This is a genomic window from Stenotrophomonas sp. CASM114 (assembly GCF_049384325.1).
Lineage (GTDB): Bacteria > Pseudomonadota > Gammaproteobacteria > Xanthomonadales > Xanthomonadaceae > Stenotrophomonas > Stenotrophomonas muris.
On sequence record NZ_JBMRGJ010000018.1, the window covers coordinates 31,450 to 53,510 of the forward strand.

General features: G+C 68.0%; 17 protein-coding genes. 14 read left to right on the plus strand and 3 right to left on the minus strand.

Translation table 11 applies throughout. The features are described from left to right. Positions 1-37: 37 nt before the first annotated feature. Positions 38-6,031, minus strand: coding sequence for an ESPR-type extended signal peptide-containing protein (locus VG566_RS15675; RefSeq protein WP_241884023.1), 5,994 nt, complete (start codon positions 6,029-6,031; stop codon positions 38-40). Positions 6,032-6,266: 235 nt separating this feature from the next. Further along, on the minus strand, positions 6,267-7,247 hold the full coding sequence (locus VG566_RS15680; protein ID WP_032962548.1) for an AraC family transcriptional regulator: 981 nt from the start codon (positions 7,245-7,247) through the stop codon (positions 6,267-6,269). Between the two features lie 693 nt (positions 7,248-7,940). Between VG566_RS15680 and VG566_RS15685 the strand changes: the two genes are divergently transcribed. The 13 genes from VG566_RS15685 to VG566_RS15745 all read left to right on the plus strand — a co-directional run bounded on the left by VG566_RS15685 (position 7,941) and on the right by VG566_RS15745 (position 20,538). After that, complete coding sequence (locus VG566_RS15685) at positions 7,941-8,129, plus strand: Flp family type IVb pilin (RefSeq protein ID WP_005416979.1); 189 nt, start codon at positions 7,941-7,943, stop codon at positions 8,127-8,129. An 89-nt stretch (positions 8,130-8,218) separates the two neighbouring features. Beyond that, positions 8,219-8,764 (plus strand): prepilin peptidase, encoded by a 546-nt coding sequence (locus VG566_RS15690; RefSeq protein ID WP_197561585.1) that lies wholly within the window; start codon positions 8,219-8,221, stop codon positions 8,762-8,764. Then, positions 8,761-9,237: a TadE/TadG family type IV pilus assembly protein gene (locus VG566_RS15695; protein ID WP_241884024.1), complete on the plus strand. Its 477-nt coding sequence runs from the start codon at positions 8,761-8,763 to the stop codon at positions 9,235-9,237. Before VG566_RS15690 ends, VG566_RS15695 begins: the two co-directional genes overlap by 4 nt. Before the next feature lie 25 nt (positions 9,238-9,262). Then, positions 9,263-10,297 carry a Flp pilus assembly protein CpaB gene (cpaB, locus tag VG566_RS15700; protein WP_049408169.1) on the plus strand — a complete coding sequence of 345 codons (1,035 nt, stop codon included), beginning with the start codon at positions 9,263-9,265 and terminating at the stop codon, positions 10,295-10,297. Between the two features lie 18 nt (positions 10,298-10,315). Continuing rightward, on the plus strand, positions 10,316-11,674 hold the full coding sequence (locus tag VG566_RS15705; protein WP_032962552.1) for a type II and III secretion system protein family protein: 1,359 nt from the start codon (positions 10,316-10,318) through the stop codon (positions 11,672-11,674). 27 nt (positions 11,675-11,701) lie between these two features. After that, positions 11,702-12,958 (plus strand): AAA family ATPase, encoded by a 1,257-nt coding sequence (locus tag VG566_RS15710; protein ID WP_041863560.1) that lies wholly within the window; start codon positions 11,702-11,704, stop codon positions 12,956-12,958. Further along, positions 12,943-14,292 carry a CpaF family protein gene (locus VG566_RS15715; protein WP_197561583.1) on the plus strand — a complete coding sequence of 450 codons (1,350 nt, stop codon included), beginning with the start codon at positions 12,943-12,945 and terminating at the stop codon, positions 14,290-14,292. Before VG566_RS15710 ends, VG566_RS15715 begins: the two co-directional genes overlap by 16 nt. Positions 14,293-14,294: 2 nt before the next feature. Further along, positions 14,295-15,251: a type II secretion system F family protein gene (locus VG566_RS15720; protein WP_100450230.1), complete on the plus strand. Its 957-nt coding sequence runs from the start codon at positions 14,295-14,297 to the stop codon at positions 15,249-15,251. Between the two features lie 28 nt (positions 15,252-15,279). After that, a complete protein-coding gene (locus VG566_RS15725; RefSeq protein ID WP_069116449.1) occupies positions 15,280-16,215 on the plus strand; it encodes a type II secretion system F family protein in 936 nt (311 codons plus the stop codon). Beyond that, entirely contained in the window at positions 16,215-17,105 is an 891-nt protein-coding gene (locus VG566_RS15730; protein WP_100450231.1) for a Flp pilus assembly protein TadD, read from the plus strand. The genes VG566_RS15725 and VG566_RS15730 overlap by 1 nt, the downstream gene beginning before the upstream one ends. Next, the gene (locus VG566_RS15735) at positions 17,102-17,563 is read left to right on the plus strand and encodes a DUF3613 domain-containing protein (protein WP_049440896.1); all 462 of its coding nucleotides are present in this window, start codon (positions 17,102-17,104) and stop codon (positions 17,561-17,563) included. The genes VG566_RS15730 and VG566_RS15735 overlap by 4 nt, the downstream gene beginning before the upstream one ends. Positions 17,564-17,571: 8 nt before the next feature. Further along, complete coding sequence (locus tag VG566_RS15740) at positions 17,572-19,722, plus strand: TadG family pilus assembly protein (protein WP_241884026.1); 2,151 nt, start codon at positions 17,572-17,574, stop codon at positions 19,720-19,722. A 105-nt stretch (positions 19,723-19,827) separates the two neighbouring features. Then, positions 19,828-20,538, plus strand: a complete 711-nt coding sequence (locus VG566_RS15745; protein WP_014647465.1) for a DUF2968 domain-containing protein — start codon at positions 19,828-19,830, stop codon at positions 20,536-20,538. Between the two features lie 75 nt (positions 20,539-20,613). On the opposite strand, the gene VG566_RS15750 is transcribed toward VG566_RS15745, so the two are convergent. Further along, positions 20,614-21,000 (minus strand): hypothetical protein, encoded by a 387-nt coding sequence (locus tag VG566_RS15750; protein WP_014647466.1) that lies wholly within the window; start codon positions 20,998-21,000, stop codon positions 20,614-20,616. Positions 21,001-21,186: 186 nt separating this feature from the next. Here VG566_RS15750 and VG566_RS15755 point away from each other — a divergent pair, with 186 nt between their 5' ends. After that, a complete protein-coding gene (locus VG566_RS15755) occupies positions 21,187-22,011 on the plus strand; it encodes an alpha/beta fold hydrolase (RefSeq protein WP_241884027.1) in 825 nt (274 codons plus the stop codon). The last annotated feature ends 50 nt before the right edge of the window (positions 22,012-22,061 follow it).

Below are 22,061 nucleotides of genomic sequence, written 5' to 3' on the forward strand. Positions count from 1 at the left end.
GCGATGCCGGGCCGCGGGTGCGGCCCGGCGGCGGGGATCACCACTGGATGCCGGCACCGACGGCCACGCCGGCCTCGCCACGGCTGTTGGTCGAACCGCTGAACTTGTAGATCCAGCGCCCGCCTTCGGAGACACCGGAGATGCCCAGCGCCACGCCCGATTCGCCGTTGTAGCTGCCAGCCGCGATCGAGGCCATGCTGCGGCCCGCCTCGCTGGGCTGCGGCAGCGCTGCGGTGGCCATCGCCGAGGCGATACCGGCCGAAGCACGGTTGTCGGTCTTGCGCAGGTCGCGCTCGAAGCCACCCATGCGCTCGTCGGTGTAGGCCTTGGACCAGTCAAGGGTCTGCGCCATGCCCGACTTCAGCTGATCCACGTTGACCGCGTCGGTACCGGCGGTGCCAGCGGCAACGTTGCGCACCGTGGTCGGGCCGCTGCTGGTGCTGCCCAGGGTGACGCTGTTGTAGTTGGTCGCACCGTTCACCGTGGTGTCGTAGCGGATGGTGCCCTGCTGCGACGCCTGCAGCTGGCGCACGTTGACCGCGTCGGTGGCCTGCGAGCCGTCGGCCACGTTGACCACCTGGCGTTCGGCGCCGCTGGCACCCACCGAGACCGTGTTGGCCCGGTTCGCCACCGAACCTGCACCCAATGCCACCGAGTTGTCGGCCTGCGCCTGTGAACCATTGCCGAGCGCGGTCGAGTTGGCACCGGCGGCAGTGGAGCCTGCACCACCGGCGGCGGAGTTGGCGCCGCTGGCGGACGGATCGGCCAGGTTGTTGGTGTTGTTGGCGCGGAAGCTGCCCGCCACGTTGGTGATGTTCTGGATCTTCTGGTCGGTGTACTTCTTCGACTCGTCGATGGCGTAATTCACGCCGTTCTTCAGCTGGCCGACATTGGTTGCGTCGTAGGTGTCCGAGCCGTCGGCAACGTGGGTGATCTTGCGCTCGCTGCCGCTGCTGCCGACCGAGACCTCACCGGCCGAGTTGCTGGCACCGGTCTGGCCGTAGGCGCCGGTATAGCCGCTCTGTGCGCCAACGCTGGCCACCGAACCGGCACCCAGCGCCACGCTGTTGCCGGCACTGCTGCTGGCACCGTTGCCGACCGCCACGCTGTTGGCACCGGCTGCACTGGCCTGCGGGCCGACCGCGACCGCTTCCGCACCGGCCGCGGTGGCTGCGGCCGCCGTCGAGTTCACCGCCAGGTAGGCACTGCCACCGCCACCGTTGGTGATGCGCTGGTTGAGGACCTTCAGCGAGCCATCGACGGCAGTGAAGGCGGCGGTGACGTTGTTGTAATCGCCGCTGGTGAAGGTGCCATCGGTGGCGATGCTGGAGATGCTGAACGTCGGCGCGGTCCACGCGTTGGTGGTGCCGTTGTAGGCAGTGGTGCCGCCGAAGTAGTTGGCGATGGTGCTGTGGGTGCTGAACAGCTGGTCGCCGGTGATGGCGTCGCTGCTGCCGGCCAGGATGCTGCCGGCGGCGACGTTGGTGATCTTCACCGCGCCGGTGCCGGTGCCCGTCAGCGTCACGCTGTTGAGCACGTTGCCACTGCCGTCGACATCGTACTTCACGGCCAGCTTGTCGATCTCGCCGGTCTGGTCGGCAACGTTGGCCAGCGAGTTGCTGACCGCATCAAAGGCGGTGCCGACGTCGTTGTAGCTGCCCTTGGTCACGGTGCCGTTGGCGGCGACGTTGTTGATCGAGTACGTCGGTGCGGTCAGCACGCCGCTGGCGCTGACCGCAGCACCACCGCCGAGGTGGGTGGCCACGGCCTGGTTGGCGGCGAATAGCTGGGCCCCGTTGATGGCCTCGCTGCTGGTGGCGCTGACCTGGCCCGGGCCGAGATTGCGCAGCGTGGTGGCGGTGCCGGCCTGGCCCAGCGTGGCGCTGGCATAGTTGACGCTGCCATCGGCGTTGAGGTCATAGCGCAGTGCCCCCTGCTCCGAGGCCTGCAGCTGTCCCACGTTGACCGCATCGGTGGCCGCGGTACCGGCCGCCACGTTGATGACCTGACGCTCTGCGCCAGCGGCACCGATGGAAACCGTGTTGGCACGATCGGCAAGGCTTCCCGCACCCACTGCGATGCTGTTGGCTGCCGTCGCCCGCGCATTGGTGCCGACCGCGATCGAATCGGCGCCGCTGGCCACGGCCTCGGTACCGGTCGAGTTCACCCGCAGGTACTTGGTACCGCCGTTGCGGATATCGGTGATCTGCGTGTTGAGGTTGACCAGCGAACCATCCACCGCCGCGAAGGCATCGGTGGCGTTGGTGTACAGGCCCTGGGCGATGGCGCCGGTGGTGGAGATCGTGCTGATCTCGAACAGCGGTGCGGTGAAGATGCCGCTGGCCGGGTCAAAGGCTGCACGACCACCGAAGAAGCTGGCGATCGCGCTGTTCGTGGCCGCCAGCTGGCCACCGTTGACAGCCTCGAGGCTGCCCGCGGTGACCGCACCGGCGGCGAGATTGCCGATGGTGGTGGTGCCGGTGCCTGCACCGAGGGTGACCCGTCGATAGTTCGGATTGCCGCCGGCGTCCAGATCGTAGGTCACCGCGGCATCGGCCACACCATTGATCAGGCTGATGGCCCCCTTCAACTGCGCTACGTTGACCGCGTCGGTGTTGCCGCTGCCCGCAGCCACGTTGGTGATCTGGCGCTCGCCCCCACCGGCGGTGCCCACCGATACTTCACCGGCCGAGACCTGCGGCGCCGTGAGGCCGTAGGCACTGTAGCTGGCCTGCGCGCCACGCAGTGCGGCCGAGCGGTAGCCCAGCGCGACCGAGTTGGCCTGGTTGGAGGTGGACTCGGCACCCAGCAGGGTCTGCCCGTTGGCGGTGCCGACGGCACTGTCGCCGACGATCACCGAATGGCCCATGCGCGCGGCATAGTCGGCCGTCGGCACGCCGGTCGGGTTGCTGGGATCGTTCACGCCATCACCGGGGAAGGCGACGTTGGCATCGACCTTCGGCAGCTCATGCCGTGCGTTGGCACCGATCACCACTTCCTTGGAGCCGTTGGCGAAGGCGCCGTCACCCATCAGCACCTGGTAGTCCTGCGCCGCGTTGACGGCCCAGCAGGAGATGTCGGCCAGCGCGATGTCCAGGCACTTGGCCGCCCACGCCGGCGAATCGGTCGGCAGAAGAAGGCCCAGCAGGCCACCGGGATTGCCGTTGTTGATGTTGTAGATGTAGCTGTCGGAGGTGACGCCACCGATCAGGGTCAGGTGCGAGCTGCCACCCGTGGCTGCGCCGCCCAGGCCGTTGAGCGTGCTGCCGACCGGCGACAGGTTGACCACCGGCAGGCCCAGCACATTGACCGTCGAATAGGTCTGCATCACGTTGGCGTTGCTCAGCTTGAGATTGCCGTTGCTGACGTAACCATCGCCGCCGAACAGGCTGGTGGTGGTCGGCCCGATCAGCTGGCCGACATTGCCGACCAGGCCACCGGTGCCGATGATCAGGCCGGCATTCGGGTCGGCCGGCGCCGGTGCCTTCGGGCTGGTCGGCGGGATCGCCGACGGCTGGGTCAGGCCGAGACTGCCGAGCGTGCCACCCACCAGGCCACCCACGGCGCTGCCCAGGTTGCCGACGGTGCCATTGAGATTGCCGTTGAGCAGGTTGCCCACCGCGCTGCCTACGTTGCCCAGCGTGCTTCCCAGCACGCCGCCCAGGCCTGTGCCGGGGCTACCGGTGGTGCCGTTGAGAATGCCGCCCACTGCGCCGCCGACCGTGCCGACGGTGTTGTTGAGCGTGCCGCCCACCGCGCTGCCGACCTGGCCGACGGTGCCGTTCAGAGCGCCACCCACCGCACTGCCGACGGTACCGTTCAATGCGCCACCTACTGCGCCCACCGTGTTGTTGAGCGTGCCGCCCACTGCACCGCCGACCTGGCCGACAGTGCCGTTCAGTGCGCCACCCACCGCACTGCCGACGGTACCGACAGTGCCGTTCAGAGCGCCACCGACTGCGCCTACCGTGTTGTTGAGCGTGCCGCCCACTGCACCGCCGACCGTACCGACAGTCCCGTTCAGAGCGCCACCCACGGCGCCGCCGACCTGGCCAACCGCGCCGTTGAGCGCACCGCCCACTGCACCGCCAACTGTGCCGACCGTGCCGTTCAGAGCACCGCCAACTGCACCACCGACTGCGCCGACCGTGTTGTTGAGCGTACCGCCCAATGCGCCGCCGACCTGTCCAACGGTGCCGTTCAGAGCTCCGCCCACCGCACCGCCAACGGTACCGACGGTGCCGTTCAGTTCGCCGCCAACTGTGCCGACCGTGCCGTTCAGAGCACCGCCAACTGCACCACCGACTGCGCCGACCGTGTTGTTGAGCGCACCGCCCACTGCGCTGCCGACCTGGCCAACGGTGCCGTTCAGAGCTCCGCCCACAGCACCACCGACCGCACCGACCGTGTTGTTGAGCGCGCCGCTCACGGCGCCGCCAACTGTGCCTGCCGTGCCGTTCAGTGCACCGCCAACTGCACCACCGACCACGCCGACTGCGTTGTTGAGCGTGCCGCCCACTGCACCGCCGACCGCGCCGACTGTGCCGTTGAGTGCACCGCCCACTGCGCCACCGACTGTTCCGACAGTACCGTTCAGAGCGCCGCCCACTGCGCCACCGACCGTGCCTACCGTGCCGTTCAGTGCACCGCCAACCGCACCACCGACTGCGCCCACCGCGTTGTTGAGCGTGCCGCCCACTGCACCGCCGACCGCGCCGACTGTGCCGTTGAGTGCACCGCCCACTGCGCCACCGACTGCTCCGACAGTACCGTTCAGAGCGCCGCCCACTGCGCCACCGACCGTGCCTACCGTGCCGTTCAGTGCACCGCCAACCGCACCACCGACTGCGCCCACCGCGTTGTTGAGCGTGCCACCCACTGCACCGCCGACCGCGCCGACTGTGCCGTTGAGTGCACCGCCCACTGCGCCACCGACTGTTCCGACAGTACCGTTCAGAGCGCCGCCCACTGCACCGCCAACCGTGCCAACGGTGCCGTTCAGCGCACCACCCACCGTGCTACCGACCGCACCCGCGGCACCGTGAAGTGCCCCGCCGACAGCATCCGCTGCTCCGCCCACCAGACCGCCGACGCCCAGCGCGCTGTGCTGCGCGGCTACGGTTGCCTGCCCGGCCAGCTTCAGGTTGCGATCGGCGACTACTTCCTGGCCGTCCGGCGCCTGCACGCGCACCTTGCCCGCGGCGCCGGCATCGAACGCGGCACTGATGGCGCGATCATGCGTGTCACCCGGCAGTTCCTCCTTGGCCGGCAGCGTGACCGCCGCCGTCGCCCGGGCCTGGCCCTGCCCCTCGATGTGATGGCCAGCCACCGCCAGATGCGCGTCGGTGTCGCCGTCGACAGAGGCCTTCAGGGACGAACCGCTGAGGCCCGCTGCCGCCTGGGCACCCGAATCGATCGAAGCGACCTGATGGCCAGCGATGCCGACCTTGGCCCTGGCGCGCGCATCGGCAGCCACGCCCAGCGGCGCCTGCGCGCCCGGCGCAACGTGCGCTGCCAGCGATGCATCCACCTGTGCCGCCTTGATCGCAGTGTTGCCCAGGCCGACAGTGGCGCGTACATCGGCCGCCAGCGCCGGCACGGCCACCTGCTTCGGCGTGGTGTTCGCTGCCAGCTTCACCTGCACGGCGGCCGGCAATACGTCACGCACCACCGGCAGCGATGTGGTGTTCAACTGCAGGCCCAGGCGAGCGTCCGCACTGATCGCGGGGCTGCTCTGCGCCTGTCGCGCGGCGGCAGCCAAGGCCACTTCCGCGTCGACCTTGACCGGCATCGGCTGCGCATACTTCGCCGCAAGCGCTTGCAGGTCGCGCAGCGACTGATTGGTTTCCGATGCCCCTGCGTGGCCGCTGGCCAGCGCGCACAGCAGTGCCAGGACCAGCGCGGTGGGCATCAGCAGGAAGGCGCGCGGATCGCGTGCGGCGCCGCCGCCGCTGTCGCCGGTGGCCAGTTCCGAGGCCACAACCAGAGCATTGAGCTGGCGGTTCCATACACGCCGGTAGATGCGGTTCATGAGCATTTCCCCCGTAGGCGAACAACTGGAATGTCAGTGGACTTGCCGTTAGGCAGGTGACTGACATTTCAGCGGTTGCAACGGTGGCGGCGCACTTCAATCCGGCACGGCAATCGCGCATTCCGGCAAATCCACGGCCGGAATCGGCAGCCGTTTATGCAGAAGCGGCAACATGATCGGCAATCGGATGTGCAATTCCGGCACGAATGCCGCGAAAACCCTTGCGGGGCTTGGCTCAGGCCGGCTGGCCGATCTGCGCGGGCGCGCGCATCAGGGTATCGCGCGGCAGTTCGCCGAATACCTTGCGGTAATTGTCGGCGAAGCGCGAAAGATCCCACAGGCCGCAGCTGAGGGCGATGGCTTTCACCGAGCGACGGCTGGAATCGGCCATCGACAGGCTGCGGCAGGCCGCGCACAGGCGCAGCATGGAGAGATACCGGTTGGGCGAGGTTCCAAACAGGTCCTCGAACGCATAACGCAGGCCGCGCTCGCTGACCCCAGCCGCATCGCAGATTTCATTCATGTAGATATTGCGGCGCAGGTTGAGCCGCATGAAGTTCTCTGCCCGCTGTGCGATCAGATAATGCGTACGCCGTGCACGGCTGCAACCCGGGCGATCCGCCGCACCGGCACCCAGAAGGGCCTGCACATGCTCGTGCAGCAGGGTTTCAGTTTCTTCCGGCTGCAGGCCTGCACCCTGCCCCAGCTGCAGGTGCAGCTGCTGGTAGTGGCGTGCCAACGGCGTGCCTTCGCTGGCCAGATTGAACAGTGACAGTGCCTGGCCAGCGGGAGGCGTGCTGCGCAGGCTCAGTTCGGTCAGCTTGCGCTGCACCCGTGCCACCGGCAGCAGCATCAGGGTCATGTGCGTGCCTGGGCTCAGGGTGAACTCACTGATGCCTTCCGGCATGATCGTCAACGCCATCCCCGGCGTGAGCGGTACGCCATGGCACCAGCTCAGCGTCTCATCGGTGGCGTGCAGGTACCCGAGCATCGCCCAGTCCGGCGGCAGCATGAAACGGCCGCGGCAGTGGAAACCGCAGCTGATGCTGCAGAACAGGGCTTCCTCGTGCACGCGCGAAGCGAATGCCGCACGTGGCCCATTGCCATCGAGCAGCAGCAGTTCGACATCACAGACACGAAGCACGCCGCTCAGCGTGGCCAGGTCTATCGACCGCAGGCCGCTGTCGCCGCTGTCTCCTACCCCACCATCGACCATGACAGTGTTGTCCCCCGTTGATCCGCCATGCGATGCGGCCCCCACTGCCTGACAGGGCGCGCAGCGATCCAGAAACCACTTCCGTTGTCGCGCAGGCCGCATCGGCTCCGATGCGGCCAACCATGGAAATGCAACAGCTTGAATGGGAGTATGCCCGATAATCGGCGAAGGTAAACCCGCGGGCTGCAATGAAGAAAAAAGATACACAGATGAAGAAAATGTCGGCGCCATTGGCACGGTCCTCGCATGCGCCGGAAAATGGAAATCACATAATCTGCACGAGCATGAATCGTTTTGCCTTCGAACGGATTCTCGTCACAGAAACGGCCTGAAAGTTTCAGCATCGCGGGGTTTCTGCCGAATTTGCATATAGGTTCCTGTTGCAGCCAACGTCCATTCAGGCAAAGTCGATAGCACGGTGATCCGGCCAACTGATCCGGCCGCACCCAGGGGGACAGCATGACCACGCACGCATCATTGGATGCCTCGACCACCGGCCCCGGGCCGAGCGGTCGCGACCGTGCGGCTGGCGGCCAGCCTGGAGACGATCACCCTGCTTGAGCACAGCGGGTCCATCCCGCCGTGCCTCCTCCGCCAGGACGCGCGGAGGCCCACGGACGATCCCGGCGGAGCCGGGCCACCGCCCAACGCAGGTGTACTGCATCCGCAGACAGGTAGAGGGAGACATTGGTCATGAACGCATCGATCCGCAAATTCCTGAAGGAAGAAGACGGTGTCACCGCGCTCGAGTACGGGCTGCTGGCTGCCGTCATCGCTGGTGTCCTGATCGCGGTCGGCAACGACCAGATCAAGGGGTTCTTCGAAACGCTGTTCAAGAACCTCTCCGCACTGGCCACCAAGGCGTCGGGCTCGACGACCTGAGCGGCGACCGCGCGCGGCCGGCAGAGCCGCGACGGTGGGGCGCATGGAACCAGGCGAAGACCGTCCAGTGACGGACGACGGAGTGTGCGATGACACTGCTGGGATTGTTGGCCATCGGCGTATGCCTGCGGATCGCGATCAGTGATCTGTATGCCCGTCGGGTGCCCAACGCCTGGCTGATCGCCGCTTGCGTGATCGCCACCGTGGTGATCGTCTTCGGCCAGTTCAGTGCGCCGCGCCAGCCGTGGTTGCCCCACGTTGCCGGCGCGGCGCTCGGCCTGTTGGCGCTGCTGCCGTTCTATGCCCTGCGCTGGATGGGCGCCGGCGACGTGAAGTTCTTTGCCGTGCTGGGGCTGATGCTGGGCTGGCAGGCGCTGCTGCCGGTCTGGCTGGTCGCCAGCCTCGCCTCCGGGTTGCACGCCGTGCTGGTGCTGGCGGGCCGGCGCTTGGGCGTGTTGCTGCCCGGCCACCTGCAGATGCAGGTGAATCGCACCAGCACGCAATGGCACGCGCATCCGGCCCTGCGCGACATGCAGGCCGCACGCCAGGGACGACGTGGCATTCCCTATGCCGCCTACCTCGCACTCGCCGCCATCGGCTGGGTGCTGGCAAGCATCTACGGAGGTGCACCATGAACATCCGCAGCCCGCGCCGGCAACGCGGCGTCGCCAGCATCGAGTTCGCCCTGATGCTGATGCTCGGCCTGTTGCCGCTGCTGCTGTTCACCTTCTCCGGGGTGATGATCATGGCAGCGCAGCAGACCCTGGCCACCGCCTCGGCCGAAGGTGCGCGCGCCTCGCTGCGCTACGGCACGGCCGGCGAACGGCGCACCGCCGCCTGCGTCGCCGCACGCACCTCGATGCAATGGCTGCTGCAGTTCTCCAAGCAGAACGTTGACTGCAGCGCGGGGGGCAGCAATGACATCGTGGTGTCCGCGCAGGCGCCCTGCGCCGGCCTGGCCACGGCCCAGTGCATGACCGTGACAGTCAGCTACGACTACGCCAGCCATCCCTTCCTGCCCGGCACCGCCACGCTCTACAAGTGGGTGATGCAGGCTCCCATCCGCAGCGTCGCGGTCGCCCAGCTCGATCTCGGCAGCGGCAACTGATGACCGATATTTTGGAGACGGTTCCATGCTCAAGTTGACCCGCATCGCTGCCGTCGCCCTGATCGGCCTGGCCGTGCTGCTGGCGCTGATCGCCTTCATGATCGGGCGCAAACCGGCCGCACCGGTCACGGCCGCGCCGATCGCGCACAACGAAGTGCAGGCCATCACGGTGGTGGAAGCCGTGGCGCGCCTGCCCGCGGGCGAGCCGATCAGCGCCAACGACCTGCGCCTGGCCCAGCGCACCTCCCCCGTCGCCGGTGCCGCCACCAGCATCGCCGCCGTGGTCGGCAAGGTGCCGGTGCAGGACATCGCCGAAGGCAGCCCGATCAGCAGCAGCGCATTGGCACAGGGCTTCTCGCTGCAGCTGCGGCCGGGCGAGCGCGCACTGGCCGTGCCCGTGGACGAACTGGTTGGTGCCGGCAACCGCATCCTTCCCGGTGACTTCGTCGACGTCTTCCTCAACCTGCGCAATGCCCAGCCCAGCATCAACAGCCCCGCCGAAGCCGCGCAGACGCGCCTGCTGCTGTCGCGCCTGCGCGTGCTGAGCTATGGGCAGCAGGACATCGCGCCAGTCGCCTCGGAAGCCACCTCCAATAGCGAGGCCGACACCCGCAACGACCCGCGCGCGGCCGACATCACCGGCAGTGGCGGCAGCCACAGCAGCAATGAAGCCCCGCAACCCGCGCGCAGCGCGGTGCTGGCGGTACCGGTGGCCGACGCCAATCGACTGCTGCTGGGTGCGCAGCAGGGCAAGCTGTTCCTGGCGCTGCGCAATCCCGCTGATACGGGCCTGCCCGACCTCGCACTGTTCCCTCAGTCGCGCGGCGTGATCGATCCGCTGCGTGGGCTCGACGCAGAGCAGCAGCTGGCACTGCAGCGCCCGGAGAACCACGCCTTCGCCGGTATCGACGGCGACGCGCTGGCCGGCCGCGGCAGTGCCCCGCCACGCAGCAACGCGGATGCACCCGCACGTGCGCTGGCGCCCCGTCGCAGCGCCCCGCGCGCTTCGGGTATCGAGATCATCCGTGGCGACAGTTCCGCCCCCCGTGGCTCCCTTTGACCTGCATCGAGCGCATCCATGACCGAACGTCGCCGCCGTCCACGCCTTTCTCCCCGCCAGCGGTGGCTGGCCCTGCTGCTGGTGCTGCTGGCACCGGCAACGAGCGTGGCCGCCGATGACCTGGTGCTGCAGGCCCGTGAGCAGCGTCCCTGGAACCTGCCGGCCGACCTGGAACGGGTGGCCATTGCCGACCCCGGCGTTGCCGACATCGTGATGCTGCGCGGCCAGCGCCAGGCGCTGCTGGTGGGCAGGATGCCCGGCACCACCACCCTGCTGCTGTGGCACCGCAAGCAGGCCGAGCCGCAACGGGTGACAGTACGGGTGCAGAGCGCCGTACAGGGCGCGGCCAGCACCGGCGGCAACGATCTGGTGTTCACCCAACAGGACCAGCAGGGCCTTTTGCAGGGAAGCACTGACAGCGTGCTCTCGCACATGCAGGAACAACGCACGGCGGCGATGGCACTGGGCAAGGAAGGTGCGCTTGCCGATACGTCCACCATCAGCAGCGGCGGTGTGGTCCAGGTCGAGGTCAAGGTGGTCGAGTTCAACAAGACCGCGATGAAGCAGATCGGCATCAACTTCCAGAACCGCAACGGCGGCTTCGCCTACGGCTTCGCGCGGCCCGGCACCGGGTTGCCGGGCAACACCGGCCTGCTGCCCGGCATGAAGGAAGGCAACAGCAGCAACGAGGCCGTCTCGCCGATTTCCTCGGCATTCCGCCTTGTTTTCGGCTCGACCAAGGGGCTGTGGAACGCCGATGTCGAACTGCTGCAGGCCAATGGCATGGCCCGCGTACTGGCCGAGCCGACGCTGGTGGCGCTGTCCGGGCAGAGCGCCAGTTTCCTGGCCGGTGGCGAACTGCCGATCCTGGAACCGCAGGGGCTTGGCACCACCACCATCACCTACAAGCCGTTCGGCATCGGCCTGACCGTGACCCCGACCGTGCTGGCAGCGAACCGCATCGCGCTGAAGGTAGCGCCCGAAGCGAGCGACCTGGACTACAGCAATGCCATTGTGCTCAACAACGTGCAGATTCCCTCGATCACCACCCGCCGCGCCGACACCACCGTCGAGCTGGGTGATGGCGAGAGTTTCGTCATCGGGGGCCTGGTCAGCTCCAACATCGTCTCCAACGTCAGCAAGATTCCGCTGCTGGGCGACCTGCCGATCATCGGCTCGTTCTTCCGCAACTTCGATTACAAGCGCCAGGACAAGGAGCTGGTGATCATCGTCACCCCGCGCCTGGTGCAGCCACTGGCGCGCAACACCGAACTGCCGCTGCCCGGCGAGCGCGAAGCCAGGCCGCATCTCCCCGAGTGGGGTTCCTGGTTGCTGGGTCCGGTCAGCCAGGACCCGGTGCCCGGATTCTCGCGCTGACTCCATGATGCCTGCGATACCACGCCCATGCCCTACGCCACCGCCCAGCCGCTGCATCCGCAAGGACCGCCAATGAACCTGGTCCTGTACGGCATCGACCGCGAACTGCTGCCCCGGCTGGCCGCCAAGCTTCCGCCGAGCACCGCCCTGCATTGGCAGGACAGCAACGCCCCCACCTCCGCCCAGGACCTGCAACGCGGCCCGCAGAGCCTGGTGCTGCTCGACTTCCGGCCCGAGCATGCGGCCGCCTCGAGCGTGCTGGCGCAGCAGCTGCAGCAGACCCAACCGGACCTGCCGCTGGTGGCCGTGGGCGCCACCAGCGCCGGCCAGGTCGAAGGCGTGGTGATCGCGCTGCGCGCCGGCCTGCGCGATGTACTGGACCTGGACAGTGACGACGCAGGCATCGAGGCGGCCTTGCGGCGCGCCCTGTCTCCGCGCCCGGCAGCGGTTGCCCAGCACGCACACAAGGCACGCCTGATCGTGCTGCTGGGTGTGCGCGCCGGCGTCGGCACCAGCACCCTGGCCGCACATCTTTCGGTGCTGGCGCAGCAGACGCGCGCCCTGGCCCAGGGCGAAGCCGTGCAGCAGGACGGCCTGCTGATGGAGCTGGCGCAGCCCTCCGGCGACCTCGCGCTGTACCTCAATCTCGACAGCCGCTTCCACTACGAAGACGCGCTGCGCAATGCCAGCCGCATCGATGCCACCCTCGCCCGCACGGCCATGGCGCGCCATGACTCCGGGCTGGTGCTGCTGGATCGTGCCAGTGGCAGCGATGCCGTCCCGCCCTCGGATCCTGGCGCGCTGCTGCAGCGCCTGCGCGGCGTGTTCGCCAGCGTGCTGTGCGATGCCGGCGGCTGCCCGTTGCGGCAGCTTCCGCCCCTGTTGCTGGACCAGGCCGACGAGATCTGGCTGGTCACCGATGCCTCGATCGCCACGCTGGTTTCTCTGGACCAGGCCCTGAAGCACCTGGCGGGCCAGCGTGAGCGCGAGAAGCGCCTGCAACTGGTGATCAACCGCCACGATGACAGCAGCGGCATGAGCCCGGAACAGATCGCACGCCGCTTCGAAGTACCGCTGCTGGCGACGCTGCCCGAACGACCGCGCGTGCGCCTGGCCGCCAGCCAGGGACACCTGCTGCTGCAGGATGCCCCGCGCGACCCCTATCTGCGTGCCCTCGCCCCGCTCGTGTCGCGCCTGGATCCGGCCGCCTGCCCGGTCCAGCCGCATGGCCTGCGGGAAAGACTCTCCCTTGCCCTGGGTGGATCGCAATGGAAGACAAGGTAACCCCGTTCCCGCACGCCGTTGCCCGCCCGGTACTGCCCGAATCTGCCCCGGGCCACCTGCCGTTCGCGCAGACCGAGCAGTACCAGAAGGTGCTGTCGGCCGCGCATGAGCACCTGCTCAACAGCATCGAGGACGAGCGCATCGACATCGATTCCTGGGCCCCGGACACCATCGCCCGCTGGGTGCAGGTGCAGACCGTGGGCTTCATCCAGGAATGGCGCATCCCGATCAACGAAGAAGAGATGCAGGTGGTCGCCGAGGGACTGGTCAAGGAGCTGACCGGTTTCGGCCCGCTGGACGACCTGCTCCACGACCCCTCCATCGAAGACATCCTGATCAACGGCTTCAAGGATGTGCACGTTTCGCAGGGCGGACAGCTCAAGCGCGCCACCCAGCGCTTCACCGATGACACCCACCTGCTGCGCATCCTGCGCCGCATCCTCGCCCCGCTCGGCCGCCGGCTGGATGATTCCAATCCGATGGTCGACGCGCGCCTGCCCAACGGTGGCCGCCTCAACGCGATCATCTCGCCGCTGGCGGTGGACGGACCGATGGTGTCCATCCGCAAGTTCCGCAAGGACCCGTTCACCCCCGACGAACTGCTCGCCAAGGGCACCTTCGACGCACCGATGCAGGCACTGCTGAAGGCGATGGTGCTGGGGCGCTGCAACATCCTGGTCTCCGGCGGCACCAGCTCGGGCAAGACCTCGCTGCTCAATGCCCTGGCCAGCTACGTGCCGGCCGATGAGCGCGTCATCACCGTGGAGGACACCGCCGAGCTTTCGCTGAACCATCCGCACGTGGTGCGCCTGGAGAGCCGCATCGGCGGCGCCGAGGGCCACGGCGCGGTCAGCATCCGCGACCTGGTGCGCAACAGCCTGCGCATGCGCCCGGACCGCATCGTGGTCGGCGAAGTGCGCGGCGCTGAAGTGCTGGAAATGCTGCAGGCGATGAACACCGGCCACGACGGATCGATGGCCACCATCCACGCCAACACGCCGCGCGACTGCCTGTACCGCATCGAGATGCTGGCCGGGTTTGCCGGCTTCCAAGGCAGCGAAGACAGCCTGCGCCGGCAGATCGCCAGCGCCATTGATTTCATCGTGCAGATCTCGCGACTGGGCAGCGGGCGCCGGGTGCTGGTCTCGATCACCGAGATCACCGGGGTCAGCGACAACCTGATCACCACCCAGGAGATGTTCCGCCACGAGGTGCAGATCGATGGCACCGGCCGCGAGACCGACCGCTGGATCGGCCTGGGCTTCCATCCGCATTCGCACAAGCTGGAGCCGTTCCGCCAGCAGCTGCGCGAATCACTCTACGGGGACTTCTGAACATGGGCACCGGCCTGCTGCTGGGCGTGTTGAGCATCATCTCGGTGCTGCTGGCGCTGGCCGTCTGGCTGTGGGGTACCGCCAGCAGCCGTGAACAGCGCCAGGCCTCGCTGCAGCACACCGAGCAGCAGCTGGCACGCGGCAGCACGGCCAGTGCGGTGCCGGCCGGGCCTGCCGTTGCGGCGGCGAACGATTCGGCCCGCCCCGCCAGCAGTGGGAGCCGCGCATTACCCTGGGATGGCGTCCTGCAGCGCGCCGGCCTGCAGCCGGGCTGGAAGCTGCCACTGATGCTGCTGGTACCGGGACTGGTGCTTGCGGTCGTGGCGGCGGTGCGGCTGGGCACGGCCTGGATGTTTCCGCTGACCCTTCTGCTGTACCTGCTGGGCTGCTGGCTGTGGGTGATGCGCCGGATCACGAAACTGCGCGCGCAGCTGCTGCACCAGATGCCGGACTTCCTCGACAACCTGGTCCGCCTCACCGCGCTGGGCAACAGCCTGCAGGCCGCGTTCCAGGTGTCTTCGATGCAGACCAGCGCGCCACTGCGCGGCCTGCTGGACACCACGGTGCGCTATGCGCGCAGCGGCATGGAGCTGGATCGTGCATTGAGCCTGGCCGCACAGCCGTACCGGATGGACGTGCTGAAGGTGCTGGCGGTGGTGATCGGGGTGAGCGTGCGCATCGGCGGGCGCGCCGACCAGATCCTGCAGCGCATGGGTGATTTCATGCGCGATCTGGAGCAGGCCCAGCAGGAGCTGGCCGCCACCACCTCGGAAACCCGCATGTCGGCCTGGGTATTGGGGCTGCTGCCACCGGCCAGTGCGGTGCTGATGGCGATCTCCAGCCCGGCGTTCTTCCAGCCGGTGCTGCATGACCCGCTCGGCCACAGGATCCTGCTGATCGCACTGGGCCTGGAACTGCTCGGGGCGTTGCTGCTGTACCGCCTGGCCAAATCGCTATGACCGCCCGCAGCTACCCGCGAGGTTCCCGATGAGCGCCAGCGCCTGGTTCGCCCTTTCGCTGCTGGTGCTGGCAGCGGGCGTCGCCCTGCTCGGCATTGCCGGCTGGGTGCGCAGCCATCGCGAGCACCGCACCTCGGCCGCGCTGAAGACCGCCCTGCAGCCGCGCGAGGAAGCCCGCGACACCGGGGCCACGCGCCGCGACTCGCTGGGCTGGCTCGAGCGCTTCGGGCGCTCGCTCAGTGGTGGCCGCCTGGAGGCCGCGCTGCTGGCCAACGAGGACAGGCTGCTGCTGGACCTGGCCGGCTGGAACACGCGCCGCGGCACCGCCATCTATCTCGGCCTGCGCCTGTTGCTTGCGCTGCTGGTGCTGGCGCTGGCGCTGGCGTTCAGCAGCGCGCACGGTCTGGCCAGGGTGATGGTGGTGATCGGTGCGCTGGCGGCCGGGCTGCTGCTGCCCAAGTTCGTGCTGTCGTCGTGGGTCAAGCGCCGCCGCCGCGCGGTCGAGAACGAACTGCCCTTGCTGATCGACCTGCTGCGCCTGCTGCAGGGCGTGGGCTTCAGCATGGACCAGAGCCTGCAGACGCTGGGCGACAAGCTGCGCGATGCGTTGCCGGTACTGGGCGGCGAACTGCAGGAAGCCAACGTAGCCTACACCCACGGCCGCACCCGCGCGCAGTCACTGCGGCGCTTGAGCGAGGTCTACGCCGATGACGACCTGGCCAGCCTGATGCAGCTGATCCTGCAGGTGCATGCGCACGGCGGCGCCGTGCAGGAACCGCTGCGCCAGTTCAGCATCCGCCTGCGCGAGCAGCGCCGCAACACGTTGAAGGAAAAGGTCGGCAAGCTCTCGGTGAAGATGACCGTGGTGATGATGCTGACCCTGTTGCCGGCACTGATGCTGGTGCTTGCCGGTCCAGCGCTGGTCGCGCTGGCCACCACCATGTCCAAGATGGGATCGCCCTGATGCCTGCCCTGCGCACCCCCTGCCTGCTGCTTGCCGTCGCCCTCGCCACCCTGGCCAGTGGCTGCGCATCGACCACGCCGAAGTACGTGCGGGCGCCCAGCCTTGCGCCGCCGGAGCCCGATCCGCAGGACAGCCGCAACACCTATCTGGAGCTGATCGAGCGCATGCAGCAGCAGGGCGCCTGGTATGCCTCGCTCGCCCACGTGGAGGCCTTCCGCCAACGCTATGGTGATCGCCCCGCCCTGCGCCTGCTGCAGGCCGACGCCCTGCGCGAGACTGGCCAGAGCGACGCAGCGGTCGCGCTGTATCGCGAGCTGTCCAGTGGGCCGCAGGCCGCTGCGGCCGCCCACGGCCTGGGCCTGATCGCTGCACGCCGCGATGACGACGCCGGCAGCGAACAGGCGCTGGCGCGCGCCACGCAACTGCAGCCCTTGAACACCGACTACCTGGGCGACCTGGGTTATGCGCGGCTGCGCGCCGGCCAGTTCGACCAGGCGCGCGAGCCGCTGGCCAAGGCCCTGGAACTGTCGCCAGGCAACGCCAAGGCCACGGCCAATCTCGCACTGTGGGCGCTCCTGCGCGGCGACCAGGCCACCGCGGAGCGCCTGGCGGCACAGGCCAACCTCAACGACGAAACGCGCCGCAGCATCCAGCAGCAGGCCCAGCAGATCCGCACGCGCCTGCAGCAGCGGCAGGCGGCGGCCGCCGTCAACGCCCCTGCGCCTGCGCCTGCGGCCAGCAGCGAACACGGCGCCCGTGCGTCGGGCAGTACCCGGCTGGCAGCCGAACCACGCCGCGAAGCACGTGACGAGCGCGATCCGCAGCGCCTGCCACCGTCGATGCTGGAACGCTTCAGCACCACCGAACACCCGACCGGAAGCACACCATGACTGCGATGCGCCTGACCCGACGCCTGTTGCCCGTGCTGTCCTGCCTGCTTGCTGCCGGTGCCGTGCAGGCCCAGCAACAGCCATTGACCGGACAGATGCTAGGTGGCCCCTTGCCGTCGGCACCGGCCGCAGCACCGATGCAGGCCGAGCCGCTTCCCACCGTGGAGCTGGCCGCACCCGCCGCATCCGCGGCGGTGGCAGCGGTGCCACCGGCACTCCCCGCAACCGACGGTGCCCCGCCGGCAACACCGCGTGCGCGCCTGCAGAGCGGCGAAGCCACCCGCAACCTGTTCCGCCTGCAGGCGTCGGGACAGCAGGCCGGCCAGCGCCTGCCGATCCTGGGTGACCAGGCCACCCTGAGTTATGCGCGTTACCTGAAGAGCTTTGAACACGAGATCCCGGACTTCTTTGAGACCGATGTTGCCCGGTCCAAGGATGCCTCCTCCTCCGGACGCTGAGGTAGGCCATGAAACGCCCACGCCAGTTCAGTTTCGGCCGCGCACGCGGCGGCATGTCGGTCACCATGATGCTGGTCATGCTGGCCTTGCTGGCGATGCTGGGCCTGATCGAGATCGGCTATCTGTTCTGGGCCAAGCGCGATGCGCAGAAGGTTGCCGATCTGGCCGCACTGGCCGGCGCGCAGCGACTGGAGTTGTGCAGCGCGGACAACAGCGACAACAGCGCCGCCCGGCAAAGCGCACTGGCCCAGAACAGGTTCGCAGGCACCTTGCAGGTCCGCTGCGGCAACTGGAGTGCCAGCCGCGGTACCAGCAACCGTTTCGTCACCAGCGTTGGTGCCAGCAACCCGCGCAATGCGGTGCAGGTGATCGCCGAGCGCAGCGTGCTGCCCTTCTTCGGCCAGAACACCAGCCTGCCGACCGTCAGCGTGCAGGCGGTCGCCCGCCGCTCGGAGCCCACGGCGGTGTTCGCGGTGGGCTCGCAGCTGCTGCGCACCAATGGCGATTCCGTACTGCTGTCGACCCTGCGCCTGGTCGGCCTGGATGTCAGCAATGCCACGGTGCTGTCCTATGACGGTCTGGCGCAGGCCAACGTCACCCCATCCGGCCTGCTGAAGGCACTCAACATCCCGGTGAGCGCCAACCTCAGCGTGGCCGATTTCAACCGCCTGCTGTCGGTCAACAAGATCTCGCTGGCGCAACTGGTCGATGCCACCGCCACCGTGGTCGGCCGTGACTCGACGGTGGGCGTGCAGCTGCGCGCCCTGTCCGACCTTGTCGCCACCCAGCTGGACATCAACAAGCTCAACATCGTGCTCGGCAGCCAGGCCGGCGGCGGCGGGCTGTTCGCGGAAGTTGTCTCACCCGACGGCACCGTCGGCAGCGCACTGGAATCGAAGATCAACGTGCTCAACCTGATCAGCACCGCCATCTCCATCGCCAACGATGGCAACGGCGTGACGATCAAGGGGCTGGACCTGCTGGGCATCAACATCCAGGGCGGCGTGGTCGAGCCGCCGTCGATCGCCATCGGCGGCGTCGGCACCCGCGCCTACAATGCGCAGGTGCGGCTGATGGTGGACGTGGACAGCAACAACCTGTTCGCGCTTGGGCCGCTGCTGAACCTGCTCGGCACGCGCCTGCACCTGCCGCTGCACGTCGACGTGGCCAACGGCATGGGCACCCTGACCGGCATCCAGTGCGGCAGCAGTCCCCCCAAGGCCACCATCCAGGTCGATTCATCGGTGCTGCGTGCCTGCGTCGGCAACGTCGACCCCGCACAGCGATTCTCCAAGGCCAATGTCTGCGACGCCACGCTGCAGAACGAACAGCTGTTGAAGCTGCTGGGCCAGCCGCTGATCAACGACAGGATCACCCTGCCCGCCCTCACCGGCTCACAGAACCTGACCCTGGCTGCGGGCGAGACCGGCTCGACCCGGATCAATCCGCTCGCGATCGGTGACGCAGTGTCGAGCCTGGTCAACGAGCTGCTGCGGGTGCTGTCGGGCATGCTCAGCTCGCCCAAGCAGGGCATGAGTGCCAACGACACGGCCAAGGCGCTGGCCGATCGTTACCTGCAGGCGGCCTTTCCCACTGGCGGACGCTACAACGTCGACCAGGTCATCCCGCTGCTGCGCGATGGCGATCCGGCACGCAACCTCGCCCCGCTGGGCAACTGGACGGTGAAGAATGGCGTCCCCAAGCCCTGCCTGCTGGGCCTGACCACCTGCTGGGAAGACGGTTCGGTGTGGACCGGTTACAGGACGACCGTCACCGGCCAGGGCCTGGGCCTGCTCGATGGCCTGCTCGGCTCGCTGGTCGGCGGCCTGCTGATCAACCGCTGCGACAGCCTGCTCGGCAACCTGATCGACTACAACGGCTGCGTGCGCAACAACCTGGCGTCGTACATCCAGACCGCGCCGGCGGGTTTCCTCGATGGCGCCGGTGGCAGCGGCGTCGCCAACCCGGACGGAAGCGTCAGCTGCAGCGGCCTGCTGTGCACCGTGCTGAAGCCGATCCTGGCCGCACTGCGACCGGTGCTCAACAGTGTCGGCACTCTGCTGACCAACCTGCTGGCCAGCGTGCTGGGCCTGGAACTGGGCCGGACCGACGTCAACGTGCAGTCGATCCAGTGCAGCGCGGCACAGCTGGTCTATTGAAATCGCGCCGTGACCGCCGCCCTTGGCGGCGCCCGCGCCCATGCTAGACTCCCGGCGGGGAACCACCTTCATCTCAACCCACACTCATCCGTGGATGGTCTAGACATGCGAGAAACTTCAGGGGGCGCGGTCTTCGCCCGGCACGCGCGCAACGCAGCAGTGCTGGCCGTGGCCATGATGCTGGTGGCACCGGCGGCGATGGCCGCGCGTGGCGACCGCGAGGCTGCAGCCGAACCGGCGCGCAGCGCGCCGGTGGTGCGCAATACCGTGGACGAGCTCAAGCAGTTGATGGATTCGCGCCAGCTGACCGAGCTGCGCACCACCTACAACGGCAACTACGGCGCCAGCCTGCTGTTCAACGCCAATACCCTGACCTACTACGTCGCCCTGTTCCAGGAGAAGAACTTCTGGCGGGTGATCAAGACCGATGCGGTGGACAACGCCGAACGTGTCTACCGCACCTTCGCGCAGCAGTCCGAGCAGCTGGCCCAGGTCTACATCGACACCACCCGCCTGGAAGCCGGCAAGCGCTACACCGAGCGCCTGGTGGCCTACAACGAAGAACGCCTGCGCACCCTGCAGCAGGAAATGGAACAGCAGCAGGCACAATCGGCGCAGGTCAGCGCCGCCCTGCAGCAGGCCCAGCAGCAGGCAGTCAGCCTCAGCACCGATGTGCAGAGCACCAACAGCCAGCTGGACGCCCTGCAGCGCCGCATCCAGATCCTGCAGGCCGAACAGGGCAACCCGGAGTTGAGCCTGCCCAAGCCGGACAGCGTGCCCTCGCCGGCACCGGCCGCCACCAGCGACGGCCGCTGAGAGCTGCACTCACGGCATTGCACACGACGGCGCCCCAGGGCGCCGTTGTTGTTTTCGGCGCTTCAGTGCACCACTTCACTGGCAGGCGTCGTAGACCGCGTCATCCAGCTGCCGGCGCTGCACGAAATCCAACCGCCGACGTTTGAGCAGCGCCTGTCCGCGCTGGCGGCGCACACGCTCGCAGGCCGCCGCATCCGTGCTGATCGTGATCAATGCGCCCTGCGCCCGGACGGCACGACGCGGGCGACGCGACGGCTTCGATGGCGTGACTGCGGGAACCACCGCCCCACGGGACAATGACTGCTCCGCCGGGACATCCCAGCGCCACGCCGCCCGGCCCTGGCAGGGTGTCTGCTGGTAGACCGGATGCGGTCCATCCACGCATTTGTAGACATTGGTCTGAGCCGGCGCGGCCATCGGCAACAGCAGGCACAACAGCAGGGACCATCGCGTGGCGGGCATCCGGGCATTCCACAGGCGGGCTGCGGACATCCTCGGCGCGCGACTCGGGTCCCGCCAGAGCGATATGCGTCACATCCTCTGCAATCCAGCACAGCGGTGCAAGTCCGTCGCCGGCACCTGCGCTGTACTGCCGAAGGCACCGGCAGCCTGCCGGTGCCTTCCCTCCCTTCCGCCAAGGAACCTGCAATGAGCAACTTCGTCACCGTCGCCGACGGCGCCCGCATCTTCTACAAGGATTGGGGCAACGGCCAGCCGATCGTGTTCGCCCACGGCTGGCCGCTGTCGTCCGATGCCTGGGACCCGCAGATGCTGTTCATGGGCCAGAACGGTTACCGCGTGATCGCCCACGACCGCCGCAGCCACGGCCGTTCCAGCCAGACCTGGGACGGCAACAACATGGACACCTACGCCGACGATCTGGCTGCAGTGATCGAGGCGCTGGACCTGAAGGACGCGATCCTGGTCGGCCATTCCACCGGCGGCGGCGAAGTGGCCCACTACATCGGCCGCCACGGCAGCACGCGCGTGGCCAAGGTGGTGCTGGTCGGCGCCGTGCCGCCGCTGATGCTCAAGACCGCCGGCAACCCGGCCGGCACCCCGCTGGAGGTCTTCGACGGCATCCGCAAGGGCACCGGCGGCGACCGTTCGCAGTTCTTCAAGGACCTGACCATCCCGTTCTTCGGCGCCAACCGCGATGGCAACACGGTCACCCAGGGCATGCGTGATGCGTTCTGGCTGCAGGGCATGCTCGGTGGCGTCAAGGGCCAGTACGACTGCGTGCACGAATTCTCGGAAGTGGATTACACCGAAGACCTGAAGAAGATCGACGTGCCGGCACTGGTCGTGCACGGTGATGACGACCAGATCGTCCCGTTCGATGCCTCGGCCAAGCTCTCCTCGCAGATCATCAAGAATGCCGAACTGAAGGTATACGCCGGTGCCCCGCACGGCCTGACCATCACCCACGCCGAGCAGTTCAACGCCGACCTGTTGGCGTTCGCGCGCAGTTGATGCGCCGCGGCGGCACTGTAACGGTGCCGCCGCCCCTTCGATCGCAAAAA